We start from the raw sequence: 19,651 nt of genomic DNA, 5'->3' as shown, positions 1-19,651 counted from the left end.
GACCCGAACGCCGCTGCGCACCCCGGCCCGGGCCGGCGCGGAAACGATTCCGCGCCAGCCCGGGCCGACCGCGCCCCGGCGGCGGAACGGCGCTCAGGCCCCGAACACCGGCGGTGCCGGGAGGACTTCGGGGACCGGCAGGACCAGCTCCCAGGTGTCCACGGCGAAGTCCGTCGTCATCCCGTGGGCCTCGTAGAGGGCGAGCGCGCCGGTGGCGTTGGCGGTGTCGACGCCGAGCGCGACCCGGTCGCGGCCCAGGGCGGCGTAGTGCGCGAAGAAGTGACGCAGCAGGTGTCCGCCGACGCCCCGCCCCCGGGCGGCGGGCAGGACGCCCAGGCGGTCGGCCCACCCGTGGACGGCGCGGTCGTCGCGGGTACGGAGCACGGCCGCGTCGCCGACGCCTTCCAGGGTGGCGATCCAGGTCAGCGACCAGTCGAGGCGGGCGCCGTCGATGTCCCGCCACCACTGCTCGAAGCCGCGCGGGTGGTGGTCGAAGTGCCCGGCGAAGGCCTCCTCCTCCAGGCGGTGAGCGGTGCGGCGGTCCTCCTCCGAACGGCAGTCCCGGAGGGTGACGCCCGGCGGCGGCACGGGGGCGGGGTCGCTCCGCGGGCCGACCCGGCGCGCCATCACGTGGTAACGGCGCACGCGTTCCCAGCCGCGCCGGCGGATCGCCGGGGTGTCCAGCGTGGGCCGGGTGTTCAGCAGCAGGTGGAGGACGGCCCGGGAGGCGCCGTTGGCCGCCGCCCACTCCGCCGCCCGGTGCTCCATCAGCGCGAACAGGTGCAGCGCCTCCGCCTGGTAGGGCGGCAGGACGTACTGGTCGAGGTCGATCCGCTCGCCACCGGACCGGTCCCGGACGAGGCCGTAGCCGACCAGTTCCTCCCCGTCGAAGAGCAGCCAGGAGTCCCGGCTCAGGTCGGTGCCCGGGTGCTCCAGGTCCGCCCGGACCTCGTGCAGTTCGGTCTCCGCCCGGCCGATCTCCAGCAGGTCCACCCTGTTGAGCAGATCGCGGACGGCCGGGGCGTCGTCGGGGGTGGCGGGCCGCAGGGCGAGGCCGGCGGGCGGGAGGCTGGTCGTGGTCATCCTGGTGGTTCTCCTGATCGGGGACGTTCCCGGCGCGGGGCCGTCCCGGCAGCCTGCCGGACCCGGCGTGCAGAACGCGTGCAACCGGCACGTACGCTGCACCGGACCCTCCGGCCGCGTACCACCGCCGACGGGGGACGGCACGACGGAAGGGGCGGCGGATGGCCGGTCGGGATTGGCGGTTCGGCGTGCTCGGACCCCTCGCGGTGCACCACGGCGGGCGGGCGCTGCCGCTGGGCGGGACGCGGCAGCGGACGGTGCTCGCCACCCTGCTGCTGGCGCGCGGCAGGGCGGTCCCGGTGGCGGGCCTCGTCGAGAGCGTGTGGGACGGCCGGGAGCCCGCCAGCGCGGTCAACACGCTGCAGAGCTACGTCTCCCGGCTGCGCGCCGTCCTCGCCGACACGTCGGGGGACACCGGCGCGCCCGGGGGCACCGGCGCGCCGGGCACGGCCGGCGCGGCGCCGCGGCTGCTCGGTACCGCCGGCGGCTACCGGCTCGACCTCGGCCCGGCCCACGGCCCGGACGAGGAGGCCGTCGACGTCCTCCGGTTCGAGCGGCTGACGGCCGAGGGCCGCGCGCGGCTGGCGGACGGCGACGCGCACGGCGCGCACGCCCGGCTGGTCGAGGCCCTCGGCCTGTGGCGCGGGCCGGCCCTCGCGGACCTGTGCGAGGTGCCCCGGCTCCGGGCGGAGGCCGTCCGCCTGGAGGGCCTGCGGCTGGCCGCCGTGGAGGCGGCGGCCGAGGCCGAACTCGCCTGCGGGCGACCGGCGGCGGCCGTCGACCGGCTGTCGCGCGCGGCCGCCGAACACCCGCTGCACGAGGGTCCGCAGGCGCTGCTGATGCGCGCGCTGTACCGCGCCGGGCGGCAGGCCGAGGCGCTGGCGCTGTACGGCCGCACCAGGCGCCGGCTGGTGGAGGAACTCGGCGTCGAGCCGGGCGCCGGCCTCGTCGCCGTCCACCGGGCCATCCTGCGCGGGGAGTTGCCGCCGCCTCCGGAGCCCGCGGCGTCGCCCGTCGCCGCTCCGGCGCCGTTCGTCCCGCACCGCTTCGAGGTGCCCGACCGGCTGGAGGGCCCGGGTTTCCTGCTGCGCCCGATCGGCATCCGGGACCTCGCGCAGGACCACGCGCTGGTGACCGCCTCCCGGGAGCAGCTCCGGGAGCAGTTCGGCCGGGCCTGGAACTGGCCGCCGCCGGACCTCACCGAGGAGCAGGACCTCGTCCAGCTCGCCTGGCACCAGCACGAGTTCACCCGGCGGACGTCCTTCGCGCTGGCGGTGGTGTCACCGGGCGACGAGCGCCTGCTCGGGTGCGTCCACCTCGATCCGCCCGGCGACCCCCGGCACGAGGCCGACCTGTTCTTCTGGACCGGCGACGGCCCCGGGTCCGCCCTGGACCGCGCGCTGTCCACCACCCTCGACCACTGGCTCGCCGCCCGCTGGCCCTGGCGGCGCGTCGCCCGGCCCGGCCGCACCGACCCCTGGCCGCCCGGTCCCTCCCCCGCCTGAGCGGGCGGCAGGAGCCGGGCGGCGGAAGCCGGACGACCGGGGTCGGGCGACGGCGGCGGGACGACGGCGGCCGGACGACGCGCCGGTGCGGCCCGGCCGCCGGTGCGCCTCACGCCGACGGCGTGCCGGCGGCGGCGAGCGGTGCACCTCGGTCGGCCCCGGTCAGTGCCGCCAGCAGCAGCCGCCAGGCCGCGTCGTACGCGGCCGGGCCGGCCCCCTCCGGCGGGCCGAAGGAGACGTGCGGGGCCCCGTGCAGGACGGCCAGCAGCAGCTGGGCGACCAGCTCGGGCGGCCGGGGCGCCATGCTGCCCTCGCCCTGGGCCCGCCGGATCAGGGCGACCAGTCCGCGCTGCACCTCCTCGAAGATGTCCGGCGCCGACGGGTCCGGGGCCGGCCGCGCCGGGTGCGGTTCCTCCTCCGGCTCCGGGATGTCGGTGGCCAGGCGGAGCGCCGCCCGCAGCCGGACGTCCTCCTTCAGCCGGTGGGCGAGGTCCAGGACCAGCCCCTCCAGCACGGCGGACGCCTCGGCGCCCGGGACGTCGCGGGCCAGCCGCATCTCCTCCCAGACCCGCTGCGACTGCGACATCAGCGCACCGGCGAGCGCGCGTTTGGAGGCGAAGTGCCCGTACAGCGCCCCCTTGGTCATGCCCGTCCGCTGCGCCACCGCGTTGAGGGTGGCCCGGCTGTAGCCCTGGGCGGAGAACTCCTCGGCCGCGGCGTCGAGCACCTTCTCCCTCGTCCGCCGGGCCCGTTCCTGCTTCGTCATGCGCCCTCCCTGGGGGAAGAACATACCTTTCTGAACGAATGTTCTCAGCGCGGGGCCCGTTCCCGCAGGGCCTTCCCGCATCAGACGGGATCCGATCGGTGACCGGCCGTCACCGCACCCGCGTTCCGGGGGCCGCGCCGTCCGCCGAGCACCGCCCAGCCGACCCGGGCGGCCTCGGCGAGCAGGTCGGGCGAGCCGTTGACCACCACCGGGTGGCCGACGGCGCGCAGCATCGCGAGGTCGCTTCCGTGGTCGCCGTAGGCGAAGCAGTCGGCCGCCCGGGCACCCCGGCCGCGCAGCACCGAGGCGACCGCCTCGGCCTTGGCCGGGCCGATCATCGGACGGTCCACCTCCCCGGTGAGCAGACCGCCGGGCGACACCGACTGCTCGGTGCACCGGACCTCGTCCGCCCCGAGGTCCTCGGCGACCGCCTCCAGCAGCGGGCGCAGTGAGCCGGACACCAGCACCACCGCGTGCCCGAGGGCCCGGTGGCGGGCGAGCGCGGCGAGGGCGGGGGCGACGAAGGCCTGCGGGCCCCGGCGGTAGTCGGCGTACCAGGCGCGTACCGCCGGGCGCAGCGCGGCGGCGGGCACGCCGGCGAAGCCCCGGTAGTAGCGCCGGTTCAGCTCCTCCCGCGGGACGCCGGGCGCCGTGTAGTCGAGGTCCGCGGGGCGCTCGGAGGTCCGGGCATGTGCCCGGGAGGCGTCCCAGTGCTCGCGGAAGGCGGCCATCCCCTTGACCGCGAGCAGCGTCTCGTCCACGTCGAAGAAGGCGACCGGGGCCGGTCCGGGGCCGCTCACCCCGGCCCGCCCCGCGCCGCGAGCACCGCGTCCAGGTAGCCGCGCGCCGCCGCGTCGGCGTCCAGGGTGCGGTGGGCCGCGATCGCCGCCGCGTCCCGCCAGGCCCGCTGGAGCACCGAGGCCGGGTCCTGCGCGCCGACGCCGGACGCGAGGAACAGCGCGTCCACCGCCTCCCGGCAGAGCGCGGCGGCCGTCGTGGCGTCGCGCCGGTTCTCGGCCACCGCCAGGGCGGTCACCTCGCCCCGGTCGGCCCGGCCGGCGGCGCCGTCCAGCAGCAGCCCGGCCATCCGGACCTTGGCGGACGCCCCGGCCAGCACGGTGTGCGCGGCCGGGTGCGGGACGGCTGCGCGGCGGGCCCCGGCGGTCCACTCCCGCAGCGCGGCGCGGGCGATGCCGAGCAGCGGGGCGGCGAAGACCAGCGCGGCGACCATCGGGTAGGGCACGCGGTGGCAGCGGGCGCCGCCCTCCTGCGGGGCGAGCAGGGTGTCCAGGACGAGCGTGCGGTGGCCGGGCACGTGGACCGCCGTGGCGCTCACCGAGGTGCTGCCGCTGGCGCGCAGGCCCGCGGAGTGCCAGGTGTCCAGGACCGTCAGGTCGGCCCGGGGCACGGCGAGGACGCGGTGCTCCCGGGCGTCCTCGCTCCCCGTCCAGGCGGCCAGCAGGATCCACTCGGCGTGGTCGGCGCCGCTCGCCAGCCGCCAGAGGCCGTCCACCTGCCAGCCGTCGCCCCGGCGTTCGGCCCGGCCCTGGGGCGGGATCACCGAGGCCGCGATCCGCGCGTCCGGTCCGTCGCCCCAGAGGTCGCGCTGCCCCTCGGGCGGGAGGTAGGCGGCCAGCCGCCCGTGCGAGGCGTACAGCGCGGCGCACCAGGCGGCGCCCGCGCAGGACTCGGCGAGCGCGGCCACCGCGGTCACGAGGTCGCCGAACTCCCCGGCGGTGCCGCCCCAGCGGCTGGGCACGAAGTGGCGGGGGAAGTGCGCGCGCCGGATCCCGGCGGCGACCTCCTCGGTGAGCCGCCGTCCGGCCTCCGCCCGCGGGGCGTCCCGCCGGGCGAGGTGGGCGAGTTCGGCGGCGCGGCCGGTGAGGCCGGCGGGCCCGGCGGGGTGCGCGAGGTCCTCGTGGCTCACCGTCCCGCCTCCGCGCCGGGAGCGAAGCCGGGGACGGGGCCGGCCGCGCAGCGCAGCCGGGCCTCGGCGATCGGGCGGCCGTCCTGGACGGCGCGCAGCCGTACGGTGCCCTCCGCGCCGGGAGCGAAGCCGGGGACGGGGCCGGGAGCGGGGCCGGGAGCGGGGACGGGGTCGGGCTCGGCGAGCACGGCGATCGGGGAGCCCGGCTCCCCGAAGGCGAGGAAGTCGACGTGCAGGGTGCGCGGTTGACGGTCCGCCGCCCCGTCCCCGGCCGCGCGACCGCCGCCGGCCAGGGCGGTCAGGGCGGTCAGGGCGGCGGCCTGGCGGAAGGCCTCCAGCAGCACCATGCCGGGCACGTGGTCCACGGCGTGGTCGTAGAGGACCGGGTGGTGCTCGAAGGGCCGCAGCCACCACCGGTCGGCGCGCTCCGGGTCGGCCGCGAGCAGTACGTCCCGCGCCTGCCCCGCCCGGGCGGTGTCCGGCGGCAGCAGGGCGGGCGGCTGCGGCTCCGGGTCACCGGCGCCCGCGGCGGAGCGCCGCCGGAGCACCGCGTAGCGCTCGGGCGCCAGCACCTCCCAGCCCAGCCGGACCCGGCCCACCGGCCGCTGCCCGGCCCAGGCGACGCCCTCCAGGAGGAAGCGTTCGCGGCCGGGCGAGGGCCGCCGGGCGGCGAGGGCCCGGCAGTCCAGGTCGAGGCCGACGTCCAGCCCGTCCGGGCCGGCCGGCGGCAGCGGCCGGTCGAGTTCGACGGCGAGGCCGTTCAGGACGAAGGGGTGCCCGTAGGTGCTGCCGTGGAAGCGGTGGGCCAGGTGGATCGCGCTCTGACGGACCGTCTCGGCGAGCAGCAGCGGGTCGGCGGCCGGGGCGTCCCGGTGGCCGAGGTGGTGGTCGCGGTCCCAGAGCGCCGCGACGGCGAACCGCTCCTCCCCCAGCCGCGCCGAGTCGGTCAGCAGTACCTCGGCGTCCGCCGCCTTGTGCACCGCCTCGCGCGGTAAGTGCCGGTCGAAGCGCAGGCCGCGCCACCCCGCGCGGAGCGGTGGACGGTGCTGCGCGGACACAAATGATGACAGAACATTCATGAATTCTTCCTCCCCCACGGTCGCGGAGGCCGCAGCGGGCCCGCTACATTGCGGTGCCCCGACCGGTGCGACAGCTCAGGAACATACCTTCTGGAAGGTTTACCGTCGAGGCGAAGATTCCCGCCAGCGTGTCCAAATCGCCTTGTCTGCCGTCGAGTTGACCTAGGAGCCGATCATGCCCGAGCCCGATCAGGCCGCCCCGTTCCGGGTGCGGCCCATCATCACCCGGCGGGGCCCCGATCCCAAGCAGGACCGGGCGGCCCGCACCAAGCTGCTGGTGCTCACCGCGGCCGCCGAGCTGTTCGCGGCCCGGGGCTTCCGCCACACCTCGATGAAGGACGTGGCGGACCGGGTGGAGATGACCAAGGGCGCGGTCTACTTCCACTACCCCACCAAGGAGACCCTGGCGGTGGCCGTGGTGGAGCAGCACTACGCGCGCTGGCCCGAGCTGCTGGCGGACGTGACCGCCGAGGGGCACGGGCCGCTTGAGACGGTGGCGCGCCTGCTCGCGGGCGCCGCGGCCGCCTTCCGGGACGACATCGTCGTCCAGGCGGGCGCCCGGCTGCAGATCGAGCGGCCGCAGATCGACGCCGAGCTGCCGACGCCGTACGTCGACTGGACCCGGCTGCTGGCCGGCCTGCTGGAGCGCGCCGCGGCGGCGGGCGAGCTGCGCCCCGGGGTCTCCCCGCAGGCGGCGGCCCGGTCGCTGGTGGCCGCGTTCTTCGGCACCCAGCACATCTCGGACGTCCTGCACGAGCGGACGGACGTCGTCGAACGCTGGTCGGAGACGGCCGAGTTGCTGTTCCGGTCGATCGGCACGCGCTGACCGGCACGCACCGGCCGGCGCCCGTCCCGGCACGCGCCGGAACAGCAGGGCGGGCCCGCCGGGCACACCCGCGGGCCCGCCCGTCCACCGCCGCTACCCCGCCGCCGGCGCCGGCGCCCGCTCCCCGGCGGGAGCCGCCGCCCCGGCGGCCCGGACGGGCGCGGCGCCCCGGGTGGTGACCCAGGCCGTGGCGGCGGCCAGCAGGGCGAGCACCGTCGCCGCGAGCGGGAACCAGCGCCCGCCGACCAGCGCGATCGCCGCGCTGCCGGCCGCGCCGCCCGCCGCCGTGCCCAGGTAGAGGGCGCTGCTGTTGAGCGAGATCAGCACCTGGGCGTTGGCCGGGTCCAGCGAGGCCAGCCGGTGCGGCAGCGCGACCGAGACGGCCCACCCGGCCAGCGGGGTGACCACGGCGTAGGCGAGCGCACCGGGCATCGAGCGCCCCGCCCAGGGCAGCGCGGCGAACGCGGCCGCCGCCACCGCGCTGCCGACCAGCAGCACCCGCCGGACACCGGCCCGGTCCACCAGCCGCCCGCCCAGCCAGCTGCCCGCCACCGAGGCGAGGCCCGAGACGAGCAGGACCAGGCTCAGCCGGTCCGCCCGTCCCCCGGTGGCCGGGGCGACGGCGGTGGCCAGGTAGATGTAGACGGACTGGAAGGCCAGGAAGAACACCAGGGTGGTGAAGGCCGCGCCGAGCACCCGCCGGTCGCTCAGCGGCGCCAGCCGGTCCCGCAGCCCGGGCGCGGCGGCGGGCACCGGCAGCTCGCGCAGCAGCAGCGCCAGACCGGCCAGGGCGACCGCGCTCAGCGCCGTGACCAGCCACATCGTCAGCCGCCAGTCACTGCGCCCGACCCAGGTGCCGAGCGGCACGCCGAGCGCGGTGGCGACCGTCATGCCGCCGAGCACGGTGGCCAGCGCCCGGCCGCGCCGCTCGGGGGCGACCAGCGTGGTGGCGACCGCGTTGGCGGTCGGGGTGTAGAGCGCGGCCCCGGCGGCGGCCAGCACCCGGGTGGCCAGCAGCGTCCCGTACGAGGGGGCGAGCGCGCTGAGCGCGTTGGCGGCGCCGAAGACGGTGAGCGCGGTGAGCAGCAGCCGCCGGCGCGGCCAGCGGGCGGTGAGGGCGGCGAGCGGTGGGGCGAGCAGCGCGTAGCCGAGGGCGAAGACGGTCACCAGCTGGCCGGCGGCGGCGACCGAGACCCCGAGGTCGTCGGCGACCGTGCCGAGGATGCCGGCGGTGACCATGGTGTCGGTGCCGACGGCGAAGGTGCCGAGGGCGAGCAGGAGCAGGCGGACGGGCACGTCGATCCCCCACGATCATTGTTGGATGTCAATGCAACAGTTTGATGCTCGCCAAACAGTACGGATTGGTGGATGATTGTCAAACCGTCCCGCCCGCGCGCCGCACCCCGCGCCCGACCCCGAGGAGGCCGCCGGCCATGACCGACGACGAGCGGCTGCCCCAGCCCGCCCCCGCCGAGATCGACCTGGTCACGGTGCTGCACGCGCTCGGCGACCCGGTCCGGCTGCGCCTGCTGACCAGCTACGCGGACGGCGCGGAGCACTCCTGCGACCCGCGCCACCTCGGCCTCGAACACCTCCACAAGTCGACCGTCTCGCACCACATGCGGGTGCTCCGCGAGGCCGGCGTCACCACCACCCGGGTCGCCGGGCGCAACCGGTACGTCTCGCTGCGCCGCGCCGACCTCGACGCCCGCTTCCCCGGCCTGCTGGACGCCCTGCTCGCCGCCACCCGGTCCCGGTCCGGCTGACACCGGGGGGCCTGGCCCTCCGCCGCCGCCCGTCCGGGCGTACCGGACCGGCGCCGCACCCGGCCGCTCGGTAGCGTGACCGGGACGGCGAGGCGCCGATCAGCGGAAGGCCGGGCGGGTGCGATGGTCGAAGACGTCGGCGGCGGGCTCGATCTCGGCGGGCTGCGACGCGTCTACGGCACCCCCGGCCACCGGCTCTTCTACACCCTGGTCTGCCGCCGCGCCCGGCACTGGGGCTGGACCGAGCCCGGCCAGTCCAAGTGGCACTGCTGGCGCGCGCAGCGCCGGCTGGAGGCCGTGCTCGGCCGCAAGCTGGCCCTGCCTCCCGGCTCCCTGGTCCTGGACGCCGGCTGCGGCTCGGGTGTGGTCGCCCGGCGGCTCGCCGCCGACTTCGGCCTGCGGGTCACCGGCGTCGACCTGATGGACTTCCACGTCCGCGAGGCGCGCCGGCTCAGCGCCCGGACCGCCCTGGAGGACCGCACCGCCTTCGCCTGGGGCGACTTCCACGACCTGGTGTACCCGGACGGCTCGTTCGACGGCGTCTACGCGATGGAGACGCTCTGCCACGCCCACGACCCCGCCCGCGCGCTGGCCGAGTTCCACCGCCTGCTGCGCCCGGGCGGGCGGCTGGTGCTGCTCGGCCCGGCCGCCGTCCCGCGCGCCGAGATGCCCGCCCGCCAGCGGGCGCTGCTGGAGCCCTTCCTGGACGCGATGGTGCTGCCCGGCGCCCGGCACTACACCAGTCGCACGCTCGGCGCCCTGGTCACCGGCGCCGGGTTCCGGCTGGAGGAGGAACTGGACGCCACCCGCTACTACCTGCCGACCACCGAGGCGCTGTACGCCTACTTCCGGCTGCCGTACGCGGTGCTGCGGCGCTTCGGCGCCACCGAGCAGTGGCTGGGGCTGCGGTCCACCGTGGAGATGTACGAGCTGCGCCACCACGTCGCCTGGCTGGTGCACACCGCCGTCAAGGACGGCTGACGAGCCCGGGAGACCAGCGCGCGGCGCCCAGCATCCGGAGCACCAACTCGCCGTATCGGCGGCCGAGTTCCTCCGGCGTCTCGCTGCTGCGCTCGGTGTACCAGCGGGACACGTCGATGCCCAGCGAAGTGACCGCGCGGGCGGCCGTGCGGACCTCGGCGACCTCGAAGTCCCCGGCCGCCCGGCCCTCCTCGATCAGCGTGCCGACCTCGCGCTCGATGTCCAGCCGCAGCGCCAAGACCACCGCGTAGGCGTCCGGCGGGAGCGCGTGCAACTCGTAGTTGACCACCCGGCCGACCGTCCGCGCCCGGGCGTGCCAGACGGTGAACTCCTCGACCAGGCGCCGCATCCGCGCCACCGGGCCGCCCTCGCCGGCCGCCGCCGCGCGGACCAGTTCCAGCGTCGCGGCGTGCCCGACCCGGCTGATCTCGGCCAGCAGGGCCGCCTTGGACGGGTAGTGGATGTACAGCGCGGCCGGGCTCATCCCGGCGCCGGTGGCGATGTCCCGGGTGGTGGTGGCGTGGAAGCCGCGCTCGGCGAAGGACTCCACGGCGGCCTGGAGCAGCCGGTACGCCGCCTCCGGGCGGGCGTCGGCGCCGCCGGGCAGGGTGGGCCAGAGGTCGGCGATGGGCGTGCTGGTCATGGCGCCATCCTCGCAGATCGGTGGTCCGGGCAGCCGTACGGGCGTTCGCCTCGCGGGGCCGCCGGGCTGTTGACAGGGTCTCGCACCCGCACCATGCTGAGCAAGCGCTTGGTCAGCGGCCCCGCCGGCCGCGCTCCACGCCGAAAGGACCCCCGTGGTGAACTCCTTCAAGGGCCGGGTGGCCCTCGTCACCGGATCGAGCCGGGGCATCGGCCTCGGCATCGCACGCGAGCTGGTCGCCCGGGGGGCGAAGGTCTGCCTCACCGCCCGGACCCCCGAGCCGCTCGCCGAGGCGGTCCGCGACCTCGGCGGCCCGGAGGTGGCCATCGGCGTCGCCGGACGCGCCGACGACCCGGCCCACCAGGAGGAGGCCGTCACCCGCACCCTGGAGGCCTTCGGCCGGCTCGACCACCTGGTCAACAACACCGGCATCAACCCCGTCCACGGCCCGGTGCTGACCGTCGACGAGGCCGCCGCCGCCAAGATCCTCGCCGTCAACGTGCTCGCCCCGCTGGCCTGGACCCGCCGCGCGCACGCCGCGTGGATGGGCGAGCACGGCGGCTCGGTGGTCAACGTCGCCTCGGTGGCCGGGATCCGCGCCTCGCTCGGCATCGGCATGTACGGGGTCTCCAAGGCCGCGCTGATCCGGCTCACCGCCGAACTCGCCGCCGAACTGGGCGGGCAGGGCATCCGGGTCAACGCCGTCGCCCCCGCCGTGGTGAAGACGAGGTTCGCCGAGGCGCTGTACGAGGGCCGCGAGGAGCAGGTCGCCGCCGCCTACCCGCTGGGACGGCTCGGCGTGCCCGAGGACGTCGCGGGCGCCGTGGCCTTCCTGCTCTCCCCCGACGCCGCCTGGATCACCGGCCAGACCGTGGTGGTGGACGGCGGCGTGACCCTCGCCGGCGGCCTGTGACCGGCGGCGCACCGCCGCGGGCCGCGCCGGGGCCCGCACCGTCGGCCGGGCCGTTCGCGCCGCCGGCCGGGCCGGGCACGGTGGTCACCGGGCCGCGTCGGGGCCGGCCGCGATGACGTCGAGGGCCGGACGCGGGGCGCGGCCGAGCAGCGCGGCGAGGTCGCCGGGCTTGCCGGGGCCGGACAGGAAGCCGTGCGCGATCGCCGAGCAGGTGCTCGCCAGCATCGGCACCTGGAAGGCCTCGGCGCCCGAGGCCGCGACCGCCGCCCGGGCCCCGGCGAGGGTGCCCGGGCGGTACACGACCGGGCGGCCGGTGCCGCGGGTGAGCGCGGCGGCGACGTCCGCGCCGCCCACCGCCTCCTCGCCGACCAGCTCGTAGACCCGGCCCGCGTGCCCGTCCGGCGCCAGCGCCACCCGCGCCGCGACCTCGGCGAGGTCCGCCCGGGCGACCGCCGCCAGCCGGCCGTCGCCGAGCGGGGCGGTGATCACGCCCTCGGCATCGGGGCGGGCCAGGAAGCCGAGGAGTTCGGCGTAGAGACCGTTGCGCAGGACCGTCCAGCGCAGCGTGGCCGATTCGCGCAGCCGGCGCTCGGTCCAGCGGTGGGCCAGCGCGTAGGCGAGGTGGTCGCCGTCGCCGGAGAGGCTGGTGTAGACGACGTGCCCGACCCCGGCGCGTTCGGCCGCCTCGATCGCCGCCCGGTGCCGGGCGATCACCACGTCGTCCTCGCCGTAGCCGGCCGAGACCAGCAGCAGCGTCCGCACCCCCGCGAAGGCCGTGTCCAGGGTCCGCGGCCGGTCGAAGTCGACCGTGCGCACCGGGACGCCGGTCCGCGCCGCCCGCTCCGGTGTGCGGCTGCCGGCCAGCACGCCCGCCGGGCCGCCGGGCCGTGCGGCCAGCCGCTCCAGCACCAGCGAGCCGAGGCCGCCGTTGGCACCCGTGACGAGAAGCATCGTTCCTCCGAGGATCGGTATCGGGTCGGTGGCGGGCGAGAGGTCGCCGCCGGGCCCCGCGCCCCCGCCCGGCGGCCCGGTGACCATCCTGGATACGCTGGGCCTCCGTCGTAAGGAGGCACTTCGATGTCAGTGGGGCACACCGCGGTAACCACCCCGGCCGGCACCGACCGCCCGGTGGTCTGGTGCGAGGACGGCGTGGACTGCGGGATCCGTGACCTGCTGAACCGGCTCGGCGACCGCTGGACGGTCCTGGTGGTGGTCGAACTCGCCCAGGGCGTACGGCGGTTCCGCGAGCTGCAGCGCGCCGTGCCGGGCATCTCGCAGCGGATGCTGACCCTGACGGTGCGGCGGCTGGAGCGCGACGGCCTGGTCTCCCGCACCGTCCACCCGACGATCCCGCCGCAGGTGGAGTACGAGCTGACGGCGCTCGGGCACAGCCTGACCCACCTGGTGCGGGCGATGGCCGACTGGTCCTACGGCCACCACGACGCCATCGTCGACTCCCGCCGGGCCTGGGACGCCGCCAACCCGGAGTCCGAGCTGGCGAGATGACGGGCGGTCAGCCCTGCTGTCAGCCCTCGAAGCGCATCTCCGGGAAGCGCGGCGAGGGCCCGTCGAGCAGGTGGTCGTCGTGGCCGCGCAGCCAGCGGTCGAAGAAGGAGCCCACGTACGCGCGGGTGGCGAGCACCGCCCGCTCCGGGCGGACGTCGCCGATGTCGCCGCGCACGGCCTCGGCCGGCACCGCGCCCTGGCGGGCGAGCTGGGGCAGCAGCGCCTGCGCGTCGGTGTACGAGCCGTGCCGCGAGCCGAGCAGGGTGACGTCCGCCTTCCAGCCGCGGGTGTGCTGCCAGAAGGCGGCCCAGCCGGGCTGGCCGGTGTAGGGGCCGGAGTCCGGGCTCTCGGTGCCCATCAGCAGGAACGGGCGGTCCAGACCGTCCTCGGCGACGCCGCCCAGGTGCACGCCGGTGCCGTCCGGGCCGGGGAAGTGCAGTTGGCCGTCCAGGTTGACGCCGGCCTTGATCCGGGGGTCGTCGTGCATCGCCTGGGCGGCGGTGAACCCGCCGGCGGACTGGCCGGCCATGCCGATCCGGCCGAGGTCCAGCGAGCCGGCCAGGGCCGCCGGGAGCCGGCCGTCGGTGCGCAGCGCGGCCAGCTCGTCCAGGACGAAGCGGATGTCGGCGACCCGGACGGCCAGCGCCTTGCGCAGCAGCGCGCCGATGTCCAGGCCGGGTTGGGCGGCGAGCGCGGGGAACACCGAGGTGGCCAGCCGCCCGTCCGGGAAGGCCACCTCGGAGGCCTCGTAGGGGTGGTCGACGGTGACCACGACGTAGCCGCGCGAGGCGAGGTCCTCGACCAGGCCGGTCCCCCAGGTGCGGGGGTCGCCGAGCCCGGCGGACCAGAGCACCACCGGGCGCGGCCCGGCGCCGAGCAGCGGCGGGGCGTCGGGGCGGGCGTGGGTGCGGACCGCGGACCAGTCGGTGCGGCCGGGCTCGGCGCCGTAGTTGAAGGCGGCGGCGCCGTCCGGGCCGCCGAAGTGCCGGGCGGCGCGCGGCACCATGTAGGGCGCGCGCTCGTCGCCGTACGCGGGGCGGCTGGCCGGGTACCAGAGGCTGATCATCAGTTCGCGGGCGCGTCCCGGCCGCCAGGGGTCCTCGCGGCCGGGGTCGACCAGGCGCAGGTCGGTGGTGCCGACCGCGTAGGGCCCGGTGGGCAGCGGGAGGGCGGCCCGGGCCCGGCGCTCGGCGACGGCCGGGGCGGCCGAGGCGGGCGCCGCCGTCCCGGCGGCGCCCAGCACCGTCGTGGCCGCCAGGGCGACGGCGACGCCCCTGCGCAGGCCCCGCGCTCCCCACTGACTGCGGGCGTCCTGTCCCCGGCCCCGTTCGCGCATGCTCCCCAGCTCCCCTGTCCCCGTGCGGGGGCCCGCCGCCCGTCGGCCGGCCCGTACGGCGACAGTACGGGCCGGGCCGGTGGGCGGACGTCATACCGCGGAGCCAACCCTCCGGGTGCTACCCGGGTATGACCCGGGCGGGGGTGTCGGTCTCCGGGAGGGGGTGCGGCCCGGGGGTCAGCGGTGACGGCGCAGCTCCCGCCGGGCCAGCGAGCGCTTGTGCACCTCGTCCGGCCCGTCCGCCAGCCGGATCGTCCGGGCGGCCGCCCACAGCGCGGCGAGCGGGGTGTCCTGGCTGACGCCGGCCGCGCCGTGCGCCTGGACGGCCTTGTCCAGGATCCACTCGACGGTGCGCGGGGTGGCGATCTTGATGGCCTGGATCTCGGTGTGCGCGCCCCGGTTGCCGACGGTGTCCATCAGCCAGGCGGTCTTGAGGACCAGCAGCCTCAGCTGCTCGATGCGGACCCGGGATTCGGCGATCCAGTCCTGGACCACGCCCTGCTCGGCGAGCGGGGCGCCGAAGGCGGTGCGGTCGAGGACCCGCCGGCAGGTCAGCTCCAGCGCGCGTTCGGCCATGCCGATCAGCCGCATGCAGTGGTGGACGCGCCCCGGGCCGAGCCGGGCCTGGGCGATGGCGAAACCGGAGCCCTCCTCGCCGATCAGGTGGTCGGCCGGGACGCGGACGTCCTCGAAGGTGATATCGGCGTGGCCGCCGTGGTCGGCGTCGTCGTAGCCGAACACGGTCATGCCGCGCCGCACCGTCACGCCGGGGGTGTCGCGCGGCACCAGGATCATGCTCTGCCGGCGGTGCGGTTCGGCCTGCGGGTCGGTCATGCCCATCACGATGAGGACGGCGCAGTCCGGGTTCATCGCGCCGCTGACGTACCACTTGCGGCCGTTGACGACGTACTCGTCGCCGTCGCGCTCGATCCGGGTGGCGATGTTGGCGGCGTCCGAGGAGGCGACGCCGGGCTCGGTCATCGCGAAGGCGGAGCGGATCCGGGCGTCGAGCAGCGGTTCCAGCCAGCGCTCGCGCTGCTCGGGGCTGCCGAACCCGGCGAGCAGTTCCATGTTCCCGGTGTCGGGGGCGGCGCAGTTGAGGGCGGGCGGGGCGAGGTGCGGGCTGCGGCCGGTGATCTCGGCGAGCGGCGCGTACTGGAGGTTGGTCAGCCCGGCGCCGTGCTCGCCGGGCAGGAAGAGGTTCCACAGCCCCTGCTTGCGCGCCTCCACCCGCAGGTCGGCGATCACCGCCGGCACCTCCCAGGTGGGCCGGCGCGGGTCGGCGAGCCGGGCGGCCAGCACCGGTTCGGCGGGGTGGACGTGCCGGTCCATGAACTCCGTGAGCCGCTCGCGCAGTTCGAGGGTGCGCCGGTCGTAGGCGAAGTCCATCGGTCAGTGTCCCTTCAGGGTGGTGAGGCCGTGGTCGACGAGGAGGGGTGCCATGGTGCCCGCGCGCTCGAAGCCGGCTCCCAGGGTGCGCCCCTGCCGGTAGCGGTAGTGGATGCCCTCGGCGACGACGGCGAGCTTGTAGCAGGCGAAGGCGACGTACCAGTCCAGCGCGGCGGCCTCCCGGCCGGTCGACCCGGCGTAGCGGGCGACCAGTTCGGCGCTGGACGGGAAGCCGGGGGCGGTCGCGGCGGAGGGGATGAGGCCGCCGCCGACGCCGGCCAGCTCGGTGTACATCACCAGCAGCCCGACGTCGGTGAGCGGGTCGCCGAGGGTGGACATCTCCCAGTCCAGGACGGCGGCGACGGCGTCCCGCCCGTCCCGCTCGGCGACCAGCACGTTGTCCAGCCGGTAGTCGCCGTGCACCAGGGCGGGCGCCGGGGAGTGCGGGCGGCCGGCGGCGAGCAGCTCGCGCAGCCGGTCGGCGCCGGGCAGCTCGCGGCTGCGCGAGGCATCCAACTGGGACGACCAGCGCCGCAGTTGCCGCTCCAGGTAGCCGTCGGGCCGGCCGAAGTCGGCGAGCCCGACGGCCGCCGGGTCGATCCGGTGCAGGTCGGCGAGGGTGTCCACCAGGGCCTCGCCGATGCCGCGCACCCGCCGCTCGCCGAGCGCGGCGAGGGCGGCGGCGTCCCGGTGCACGGTGCCGGGCACGTACGCCATCAGGTACCAGGGCGCGCCGAGCACCTCCGCCCCCGGGTCGAGGTGGACGGTGGCGGGCACCGGCACGCCGGTGTCGCGCAGCGCGGTCATCACCCGGTACTCGCGGCCCATGTCGTGCGCGGTGGCGAGCACGTGCCCGAGCGGGGGCCGGCGCAGCACCCAGACGGTGACGCCGTCGGTGAGCCGGTAGCTGAGGTTGGAGCGGCCGCCCTCGATCAGCTCGGCGCGCAGCGGGCCGGTGACCGTGCCGGGCCGTTCGCGGTCGAGGTGGGCGCGCAGCCGCTCCAGGTCCAGCCCGGGCGGGGCGGGCGGCTCCGGCGTGGTCTCGGGCACGGGCAGTCTCCGTTCGTCGGCCGGCGGCGCCGGTGGTGACTAAGCGCTTGCTCAGCATTCAGTCGGCGGCCGCTCCCTGTCAATCCCCGCCGTGCCCGCACCGGCGCGCCGGCGGCGGTCACGGCGGCCCCCGGCGGACCGTCACAATGTGCGCCATGAGGTTGATCCACACCGCCGCGGGCGTGCTGCTCCTGCTGCTCGTCATCGCCAGCATCCTGCGCACGCTCGTCGTCCCGCGCGGCCTGTACTCCTCGCTGGTGCACGGCCTGTGGCGCATCCTGCGCAAGGCCCTGGGCCTCGCCGCCGCGCCCTTCGGGACCTACCGCGCGCAGGACCGGGCACAGACCTGGCTGGCCCCGCTGATGCTCACCGGCATGCTGGCCGTCTGGCTCGGCGGCATGCTGGTCTCCTACACCCTGATACTGCACGGCACCTCCGAGCTGAGCTGGACGGTCGCCGTGCGCGAGGCCGGCTCCAGCCTCTTCACCCTCGGCTTCGCCAGCGGTGAGCGGCTCCACCTCTCCCTGATCGACTTCCTCGCCGCCGCCAGCGGCCCGCTGGTGATCGCCCTGCAGATCGCCTACCTGCCGACCCTCTACGCCGCCTACAACCGCCGCGAGCTGGAGGTGACGCTGCTGCAGTCCCGGGCCGGCGAACCCGCCTGGGGCCCCGAGCTGCTCGCCCGGCAGTCCCTGGTGGACACCGAGACCGCCCTGCCCCAGCTCTACCGGGACTGGGAGCGGCTCGCCGCCGACATCGGCGAGAGCCACTCCAACTACCCCGTGCTGATCTCCTTCCGCTCCCCGCAGCCCAACCGCAGCTGGGTGGTCGGGCTGATCGCCGTCATGGACGCCGCCGCCGTCCACCTGGCCGTCTGCCCGCGCAGCGCCCCGCCCGAGGCCCGGCTGGTGCTGCGGGCGGGGTTCACCGCACTGCGCGACATCGGCCGCTCGCTGCGCGTCGACTTCGACGCCGACCCGGCCCCGGACGCGCCGATCCGCCTCGGCTACACCGAGTTCGACGCCGCGGTGGCCATGCTCGCGGCCGCCGGCTTCCCGCACGAGCGGCCCGCCGCCGAGGCCTGGCCGCACTTCCACGGCTGGCGGGTCAACTACGAGCCGCTCGCCTACGAGCTGGCCCGCCGCAGCGACGCCGTCCCCGCGCTGTGGACCGGCCCGCGGGACTTCCGGGCCCCGTCGATCCCCCCGGCCCGCCCCGCCGACCGCCGCCCGGCGGCCCACCCGGAGGGCTGAGCACGGCGCGTTGCCGCGGCCCCGGCCCGCTGCTCTGTGCTCGGCGCCATGCCGATCGAACATTTCTTCGACTACTCCTGCTGCGCCGACCGGCACGAGGGTCCGCCGCTGTCCTACGGAGCCCCCGCGCCGGAGGGCTGGAAGCCGCGCTACGCCCGGCGCCGGGACAGCGAGCTGACCGCCGACCAGTGCGTGATCAAGGACCGCGAGTTCTACGTCCACGGCCTGATCGAGATCCCGGTCCTGGACGGCGACGAGCCGTTCTCCTGGGGAGTGTGGGTCTCGCTGAGCGAGGCGAACTTCGCCCGGATGCACGACCTGTGGGAGGACCCGGCGCGCGAGCAGGAGCCGCCGAACTTCGGCTGGCTGACGACCGAGCTGCCGCTCTACCCGCAGTCCACGCTGCTGCTCAAGACCCACGTGCACACCCGGGCCGTCGGCCGGCGTCCGCTGATCGAGCTGGAACCCACCGACCACCCGCTCGCCGTCGAGCAGGGCGAGGGCATCACCGGCGAGCGGGTGCGGGAGTTCGCGGACCGGCTGCTGGGCGGCTGACGGCGGGCGGTAGGCCGGCGGGCGGGGCGTCGGCGGGGCGGGTGCTCAGACCTCGACGGTCGCGCCGGTGGCCAGCGAGCGCTCGGCGGCGGCCAGGATCTCGACGGTGCGCAGGCCGAAGGCGGCCGAGCACGGGTGCGGCTCGCCGGTGCGGGCGGCGGTGGTGAGGGCGTCCAGGGCGCGGTGGTAGGCCGCGATCGGCCCCTCCCCGCGCGCCGGCAGGTGGACGGTACCCGACTCGCCGCGCAACTCCATCCCGGTGCCGCCGCCGGCCACCGGGGTGGTCAGGCTCAGCCCCAGGGTGCTGGAGGCGCCGCCGACGTGGCGCAGCACGAGGTGGACGGTGTCCAGCGGCCCGGCCACGGCGGTGACGGCGGTCGCGTCGCCGATGACCGGGAGCAGCACGGAGAGCGCGTGCGGGCCGACGTCCCAGAGCGCGCCCTTCTCCTCGCGCCAGGCCGAGGCGGCGTACGGGCTGGTGGAGTCGGGGGCGAACACCGAGCCGAACCAGTCCGAGCGGCCGGTGAACCAGCCGCCGACGGCCGCCTGCTCCTCGATCCACGGCAACTGGTCGCCGCCGAAGCGCACGGTGAAGAAGACCACGGACGCGACGCCGTGCGCCTCGGCCGCCTCGGCCACCCGGCGGGCGTCGGGGACGGTCAGCGCCACCGGCTTGTCCAGCAGCAGGTGGCAGCCGGCCTCGGCGGCGCGCACCGCGAGGTCGGCCTGCACGGCCGGGGGCAGCGCGATGGCGACGGCGTCGACCCCGGCGAGCAGCCCGTCGAGGTCGGCGTGGCCGGGGACGCCGTACTGCGCGCCGAGCGCTTCGGCCGCCTCCGGGCGGCGGCCCCAGACGCCCGCGAACTCCACGCCGGGGTGCTCCGCCAGGACGGGCGCGTGCACCCGCTGCGCCCAGGGTCCGGTGCCCAGGAGTCCGATCCTCATGCTGTTCCCACTTCTCCGTCGTGCTCGGTGCTCGGTGCTCAGTACTTCAGTGTGCTCAGTGCCCGGTGTGGTGCCCGGCTCACGCGAACGCCGCTGCCGGGACGACGTCCGGGCAGCGGCGGGCGTGA

20 protein-coding genes are annotated in these 19,651 nt (G+C 76.8%); 8 read left to right on the top strand and 12 right to left on the bottom strand.

The window, feature by feature from the left end; all coding sequences use genetic code 11:
- Window positions 1-93 precede the first annotated feature (93 nt).
- Window positions 94-1,083 carry a GNAT family N-acetyltransferase gene (locus tag ABT238_RS28940; protein WP_350798938.1) on the bottom strand — a complete coding sequence of 330 codons (990 nt, stop codon included), beginning with the start codon at window positions 1,081-1,083 and terminating at the stop codon, window positions 94-96.
- Between the two features lie 161 nt (window positions 1,084-1,244).
- On the opposite strand from ABT238_RS28940, the gene ABT238_RS28935 reads away from it, so the two are divergent.
- Window positions 1,245-2,588, top strand: coding sequence for a BTAD domain-containing putative transcriptional regulator (locus ABT238_RS28935; RefSeq protein WP_350798930.1), 1,344 nt, complete (start codon window positions 1,245-1,247; stop codon window positions 2,586-2,588).
- Window positions 2,589-2,697: 109 nt separating this feature from the next.
- On the opposite strand, the gene ABT238_RS28930 is transcribed toward ABT238_RS28935, so the two are convergent.
- From ABT238_RS28930 to ABT238_RS28915, 4 genes are all read right to left on the bottom strand, one after another.
- On the bottom strand, window positions 2,698-3,354 hold the full coding sequence (locus tag ABT238_RS28930) for a TetR family transcriptional regulator (protein ID WP_350798920.1): 657 nt from the start codon (window positions 3,352-3,354) through the stop codon (window positions 2,698-2,700).
- An 80-nt stretch (window positions 3,355-3,434) separates the two neighbouring features.
- Window positions 3,435-4,154: an HAD family hydrolase gene (locus ABT238_RS28925; RefSeq protein ID WP_350566641.1), complete on the bottom strand. Its 720-nt coding sequence runs from the start codon at window positions 4,152-4,154 to the stop codon at window positions 3,435-3,437.
- Window positions 4,151-5,281, bottom strand: coding sequence for an acyl-CoA dehydrogenase family protein (locus tag ABT238_RS28920; RefSeq protein ID WP_350566639.1), 1,131 nt, complete (start codon window positions 5,279-5,281; stop codon window positions 4,151-4,153). The genes ABT238_RS28925 and ABT238_RS28920 overlap by 4 nt, the downstream gene beginning before the upstream one ends.
- Window positions 5,278-6,339 (bottom strand): ScbA/BarX family gamma-butyrolactone biosynthesis protein, encoded by a 1,062-nt coding sequence (locus ABT238_RS28915; RefSeq protein ID WP_350798891.1) that lies wholly within the window; start codon window positions 6,337-6,339, stop codon window positions 5,278-5,280. The genes ABT238_RS28920 and ABT238_RS28915 overlap by 4 nt, the downstream gene beginning before the upstream one ends.
- A gap of 196 nt (window positions 6,340-6,535) precedes the next feature.
- On the opposite strand from ABT238_RS28915, the gene ABT238_RS28910 reads away from it, so the two are divergent.
- Complete coding sequence (locus tag ABT238_RS28910) at window positions 6,536-7,186, top strand: ScbR family autoregulator-binding transcription factor (protein WP_350798874.1); 651 nt, start codon at window positions 6,536-6,538, stop codon at window positions 7,184-7,186.
- Window positions 7,187-7,279: 93 nt separating this feature from the next.
- On the opposite strand, the gene ABT238_RS28905 is transcribed toward ABT238_RS28910, so the two are convergent.
- Window positions 7,280-8,482, bottom strand: coding sequence for an MFS transporter (locus ABT238_RS28905; protein ID WP_350798859.1), 1,203 nt, complete (start codon window positions 8,480-8,482; stop codon window positions 7,280-7,282).
- Between the two features lie 137 nt (window positions 8,483-8,619).
- On the opposite strand from ABT238_RS28905, the gene ABT238_RS28900 reads away from it, so the two are divergent.
- Window positions 8,620-8,952 (top strand): ArsR/SmtB family transcription factor, encoded by a 333-nt coding sequence (locus ABT238_RS28900; RefSeq protein WP_350798843.1) that lies wholly within the window; start codon window positions 8,620-8,622, stop codon window positions 8,950-8,952.
- Between the two features lie 123 nt (window positions 8,953-9,075).
- On the top strand, window positions 9,076-9,933 hold the full coding sequence (locus ABT238_RS28895; RefSeq protein WP_350798836.1) for a class I SAM-dependent methyltransferase: 858 nt from the start codon (window positions 9,076-9,078) through the stop codon (window positions 9,931-9,933).
- Here the strand turns inward: ABT238_RS28895 and ABT238_RS28890 are convergent.
- Window positions 9,920-10,576 (bottom strand): TetR/AcrR family transcriptional regulator, encoded by a 657-nt coding sequence (locus ABT238_RS28890; protein WP_350798830.1) that lies wholly within the window; start codon window positions 10,574-10,576, stop codon window positions 9,920-9,922. The two genes, ABT238_RS28895 and ABT238_RS28890, sit on opposite strands and share 14 nt — an antisense overlap.
- Window positions 10,577-10,730: 154 nt before the next feature.
- Between ABT238_RS28890 and ABT238_RS28885 the strand changes: the two genes are divergently transcribed.
- Window positions 10,731-11,489, top strand: a complete 759-nt coding sequence (locus tag ABT238_RS28885; protein ID WP_350798818.1) for an SDR family oxidoreductase — start codon at window positions 10,731-10,733, stop codon at window positions 11,487-11,489.
- Window positions 11,490-11,573: 84 nt separating this feature from the next.
- Here the strand turns inward: ABT238_RS28885 and ABT238_RS28880 are convergent, their stop codons facing one another.
- Window positions 11,574-12,440 carry an NAD(P)H-binding protein gene (locus ABT238_RS28880; RefSeq protein WP_350566624.1) on the bottom strand — a complete coding sequence of 289 codons (867 nt, stop codon included), beginning with the start codon at window positions 12,438-12,440 and terminating at the stop codon, window positions 11,574-11,576.
- 126 nt (window positions 12,441-12,566) lie between these two features.
- On the opposite strand from ABT238_RS28880, the gene ABT238_RS28875 reads away from it, so the two are divergent.
- Complete coding sequence (locus ABT238_RS28875) at window positions 12,567-12,995, top strand: winged helix-turn-helix transcriptional regulator (RefSeq protein ID WP_350566622.1); 429 nt, start codon at window positions 12,567-12,569, stop codon at window positions 12,993-12,995.
- A 19-nt stretch (window positions 12,996-13,014) separates the two neighbouring features.
- Here the strand turns inward: ABT238_RS28875 and ABT238_RS28870 are convergent, their stop codons facing one another.
- The 3 genes from ABT238_RS28870 to ABT238_RS28860 all read right to left on the bottom strand — a co-directional run bounded on the left by ABT238_RS28870 (window position 13,015) and on the right by ABT238_RS28860 (window position 16,770).
- Window positions 13,015-14,331: an alpha/beta hydrolase family protein gene (locus ABT238_RS28870; RefSeq protein WP_350798804.1), complete on the bottom strand. Its 1,317-nt coding sequence runs from the start codon at window positions 14,329-14,331 to the stop codon at window positions 13,015-13,017.
- 177 nt (window positions 14,332-14,508) lie between these two features.
- Window positions 14,509-15,720 carry an acyl-CoA dehydrogenase family protein gene (locus tag ABT238_RS28865; protein ID WP_350798795.1) on the bottom strand — a complete coding sequence of 404 codons (1,212 nt, stop codon included), beginning with the start codon at window positions 15,718-15,720 and terminating at the stop codon, window positions 14,509-14,511.
- A gap of 3 nt (window positions 15,721-15,723) precedes the next feature.
- On the bottom strand, window positions 15,724-16,770 hold the full coding sequence (locus ABT238_RS28860) for a phosphotransferase family protein (RefSeq protein WP_350566616.1): 1,047 nt from the start codon (window positions 16,768-16,770) through the stop codon (window positions 15,724-15,726).
- A 155-nt stretch (window positions 16,771-16,925) separates the two neighbouring features.
- Between ABT238_RS28860 and ABT238_RS28855 the strand changes: the two genes are divergently transcribed.
- On the top strand, window positions 16,926-18,023 hold the full coding sequence (locus ABT238_RS28855) for a hypothetical protein (RefSeq protein WP_350566614.1): 1,098 nt from the start codon (window positions 16,926-16,928) through the stop codon (window positions 18,021-18,023).
- 48 nt (window positions 18,024-18,071) lie between these two features.
- The gene (locus tag ABT238_RS28850) at window positions 18,072-18,578 is read left to right on the top strand and encodes a DUF2199 domain-containing protein (RefSeq protein ID WP_350798775.1); all 507 of its coding nucleotides are present in this window, start codon (window positions 18,072-18,074) and stop codon (window positions 18,576-18,578) included.
- Between the two features lie 45 nt (window positions 18,579-18,623).
- Here ABT238_RS28850 and ABT238_RS28845 read toward each other — a convergent pair whose 3' ends face one another.
- Window positions 18,624-19,523, bottom strand: coding sequence for a Gfo/Idh/MocA family protein (locus tag ABT238_RS28845; protein ID WP_350798767.1), 900 nt, complete (start codon window positions 19,521-19,523; stop codon window positions 18,624-18,626).
- Window positions 19,524-19,651: the final 128 nt, after the last annotated feature.

The sequence above is a fragment of the Kitasatospora sp. NPDC001527 genome (assembly GCF_040298605.1).
Taxonomy (GTDB): domain Bacteria; phylum Actinomycetota; class Actinomycetes; order Streptomycetales; family Streptomycetaceae; genus Kitasatospora.
This window is presented reverse-complemented; position numbering and strand designations above follow the sequence as displayed.

Excerpts from the sequence above, each read along its gene's own strand:
- ABT238_RS28875 (WP_350566622.1), top strand. The coding sequence starts at position 12,567 with ATGTCAGTGGGGCACACCGCGGTAACCACCCCGGCCGGCACCGACCGC.
- ABT238_RS28935 (WP_350798930.1), top strand. The coding sequence starts at position 1,245 with ATGGCCGGTCGGGATTGGCGGTTCGGCGTGCTCGGACCCCTCGCGGTG.
- ABT238_RS28940 (WP_350798938.1), bottom strand. The coding sequence starts at position 1,083 with ATGACCACGACCAGCCTCCCGCCCGCCGGCCTCGCCCTGCGGCCCGCC.
- ABT238_RS28900 (WP_350798843.1), top strand. The coding sequence starts at position 8,620 with ATGACCGACGACGAGCGGCTGCCCCAGCCCGCCCCCGCCGAGATCGAC.
- ABT238_RS28910 (WP_350798874.1), top strand. The coding sequence starts at position 6,536 with ATGCCCGAGCCCGATCAGGCCGCCCCGTTCCGGGTGCGGCCCATCATC.
- ABT238_RS28895 (WP_350798836.1), top strand. The coding sequence starts at position 9,076 with ATGGTCGAAGACGTCGGCGGCGGGCTCGATCTCGGCGGGCTGCGACGC.
- ABT238_RS28890 (WP_350798830.1), bottom strand. The coding sequence starts at position 10,576 with ATGACCAGCACGCCCATCGCCGACCTCTGGCCCACCCTGCCCGGCGGC.
- ABT238_RS28930 (WP_350798920.1), bottom strand. The coding sequence starts at position 3,354 with ATGACGAAGCAGGAACGGGCCCGGCGGACGAGGGAGAAGGTGCTCGAC.
- ABT238_RS28870 (WP_350798804.1), bottom strand. The coding sequence starts at position 14,331 with ATGCGCGAACGGGGCCGGGGACAGGACGCCCGCAGTCAGTGGGGAGCG.
- ABT238_RS28845 (WP_350798767.1), bottom strand. The coding sequence starts at position 19,523 with ATGAGGATCGGACTCCTGGGCACCGGACCCTGGGCGCAGCGGGTGCAC.
- ABT238_RS28855 (WP_350566614.1), top strand. The coding sequence starts at position 16,926 with ATGAGGTTGATCCACACCGCCGCGGGCGTGCTGCTCCTGCTGCTCGTC.
- ABT238_RS28850 (WP_350798775.1), top strand. The coding sequence starts at position 18,072 with ATGCCGATCGAACATTTCTTCGACTACTCCTGCTGCGCCGACCGGCAC.
- ABT238_RS28880 (WP_350566624.1), bottom strand. The coding sequence starts at position 12,440 with ATGCTTCTCGTCACGGGTGCCAACGGCGGCCTCGGCTCGCTGGTGCTG.
- ABT238_RS28865 (WP_350798795.1), bottom strand. The coding sequence starts at position 15,720 with ATGGACTTCGCCTACGACCGGCGCACCCTCGAACTGCGCGAGCGGCTC.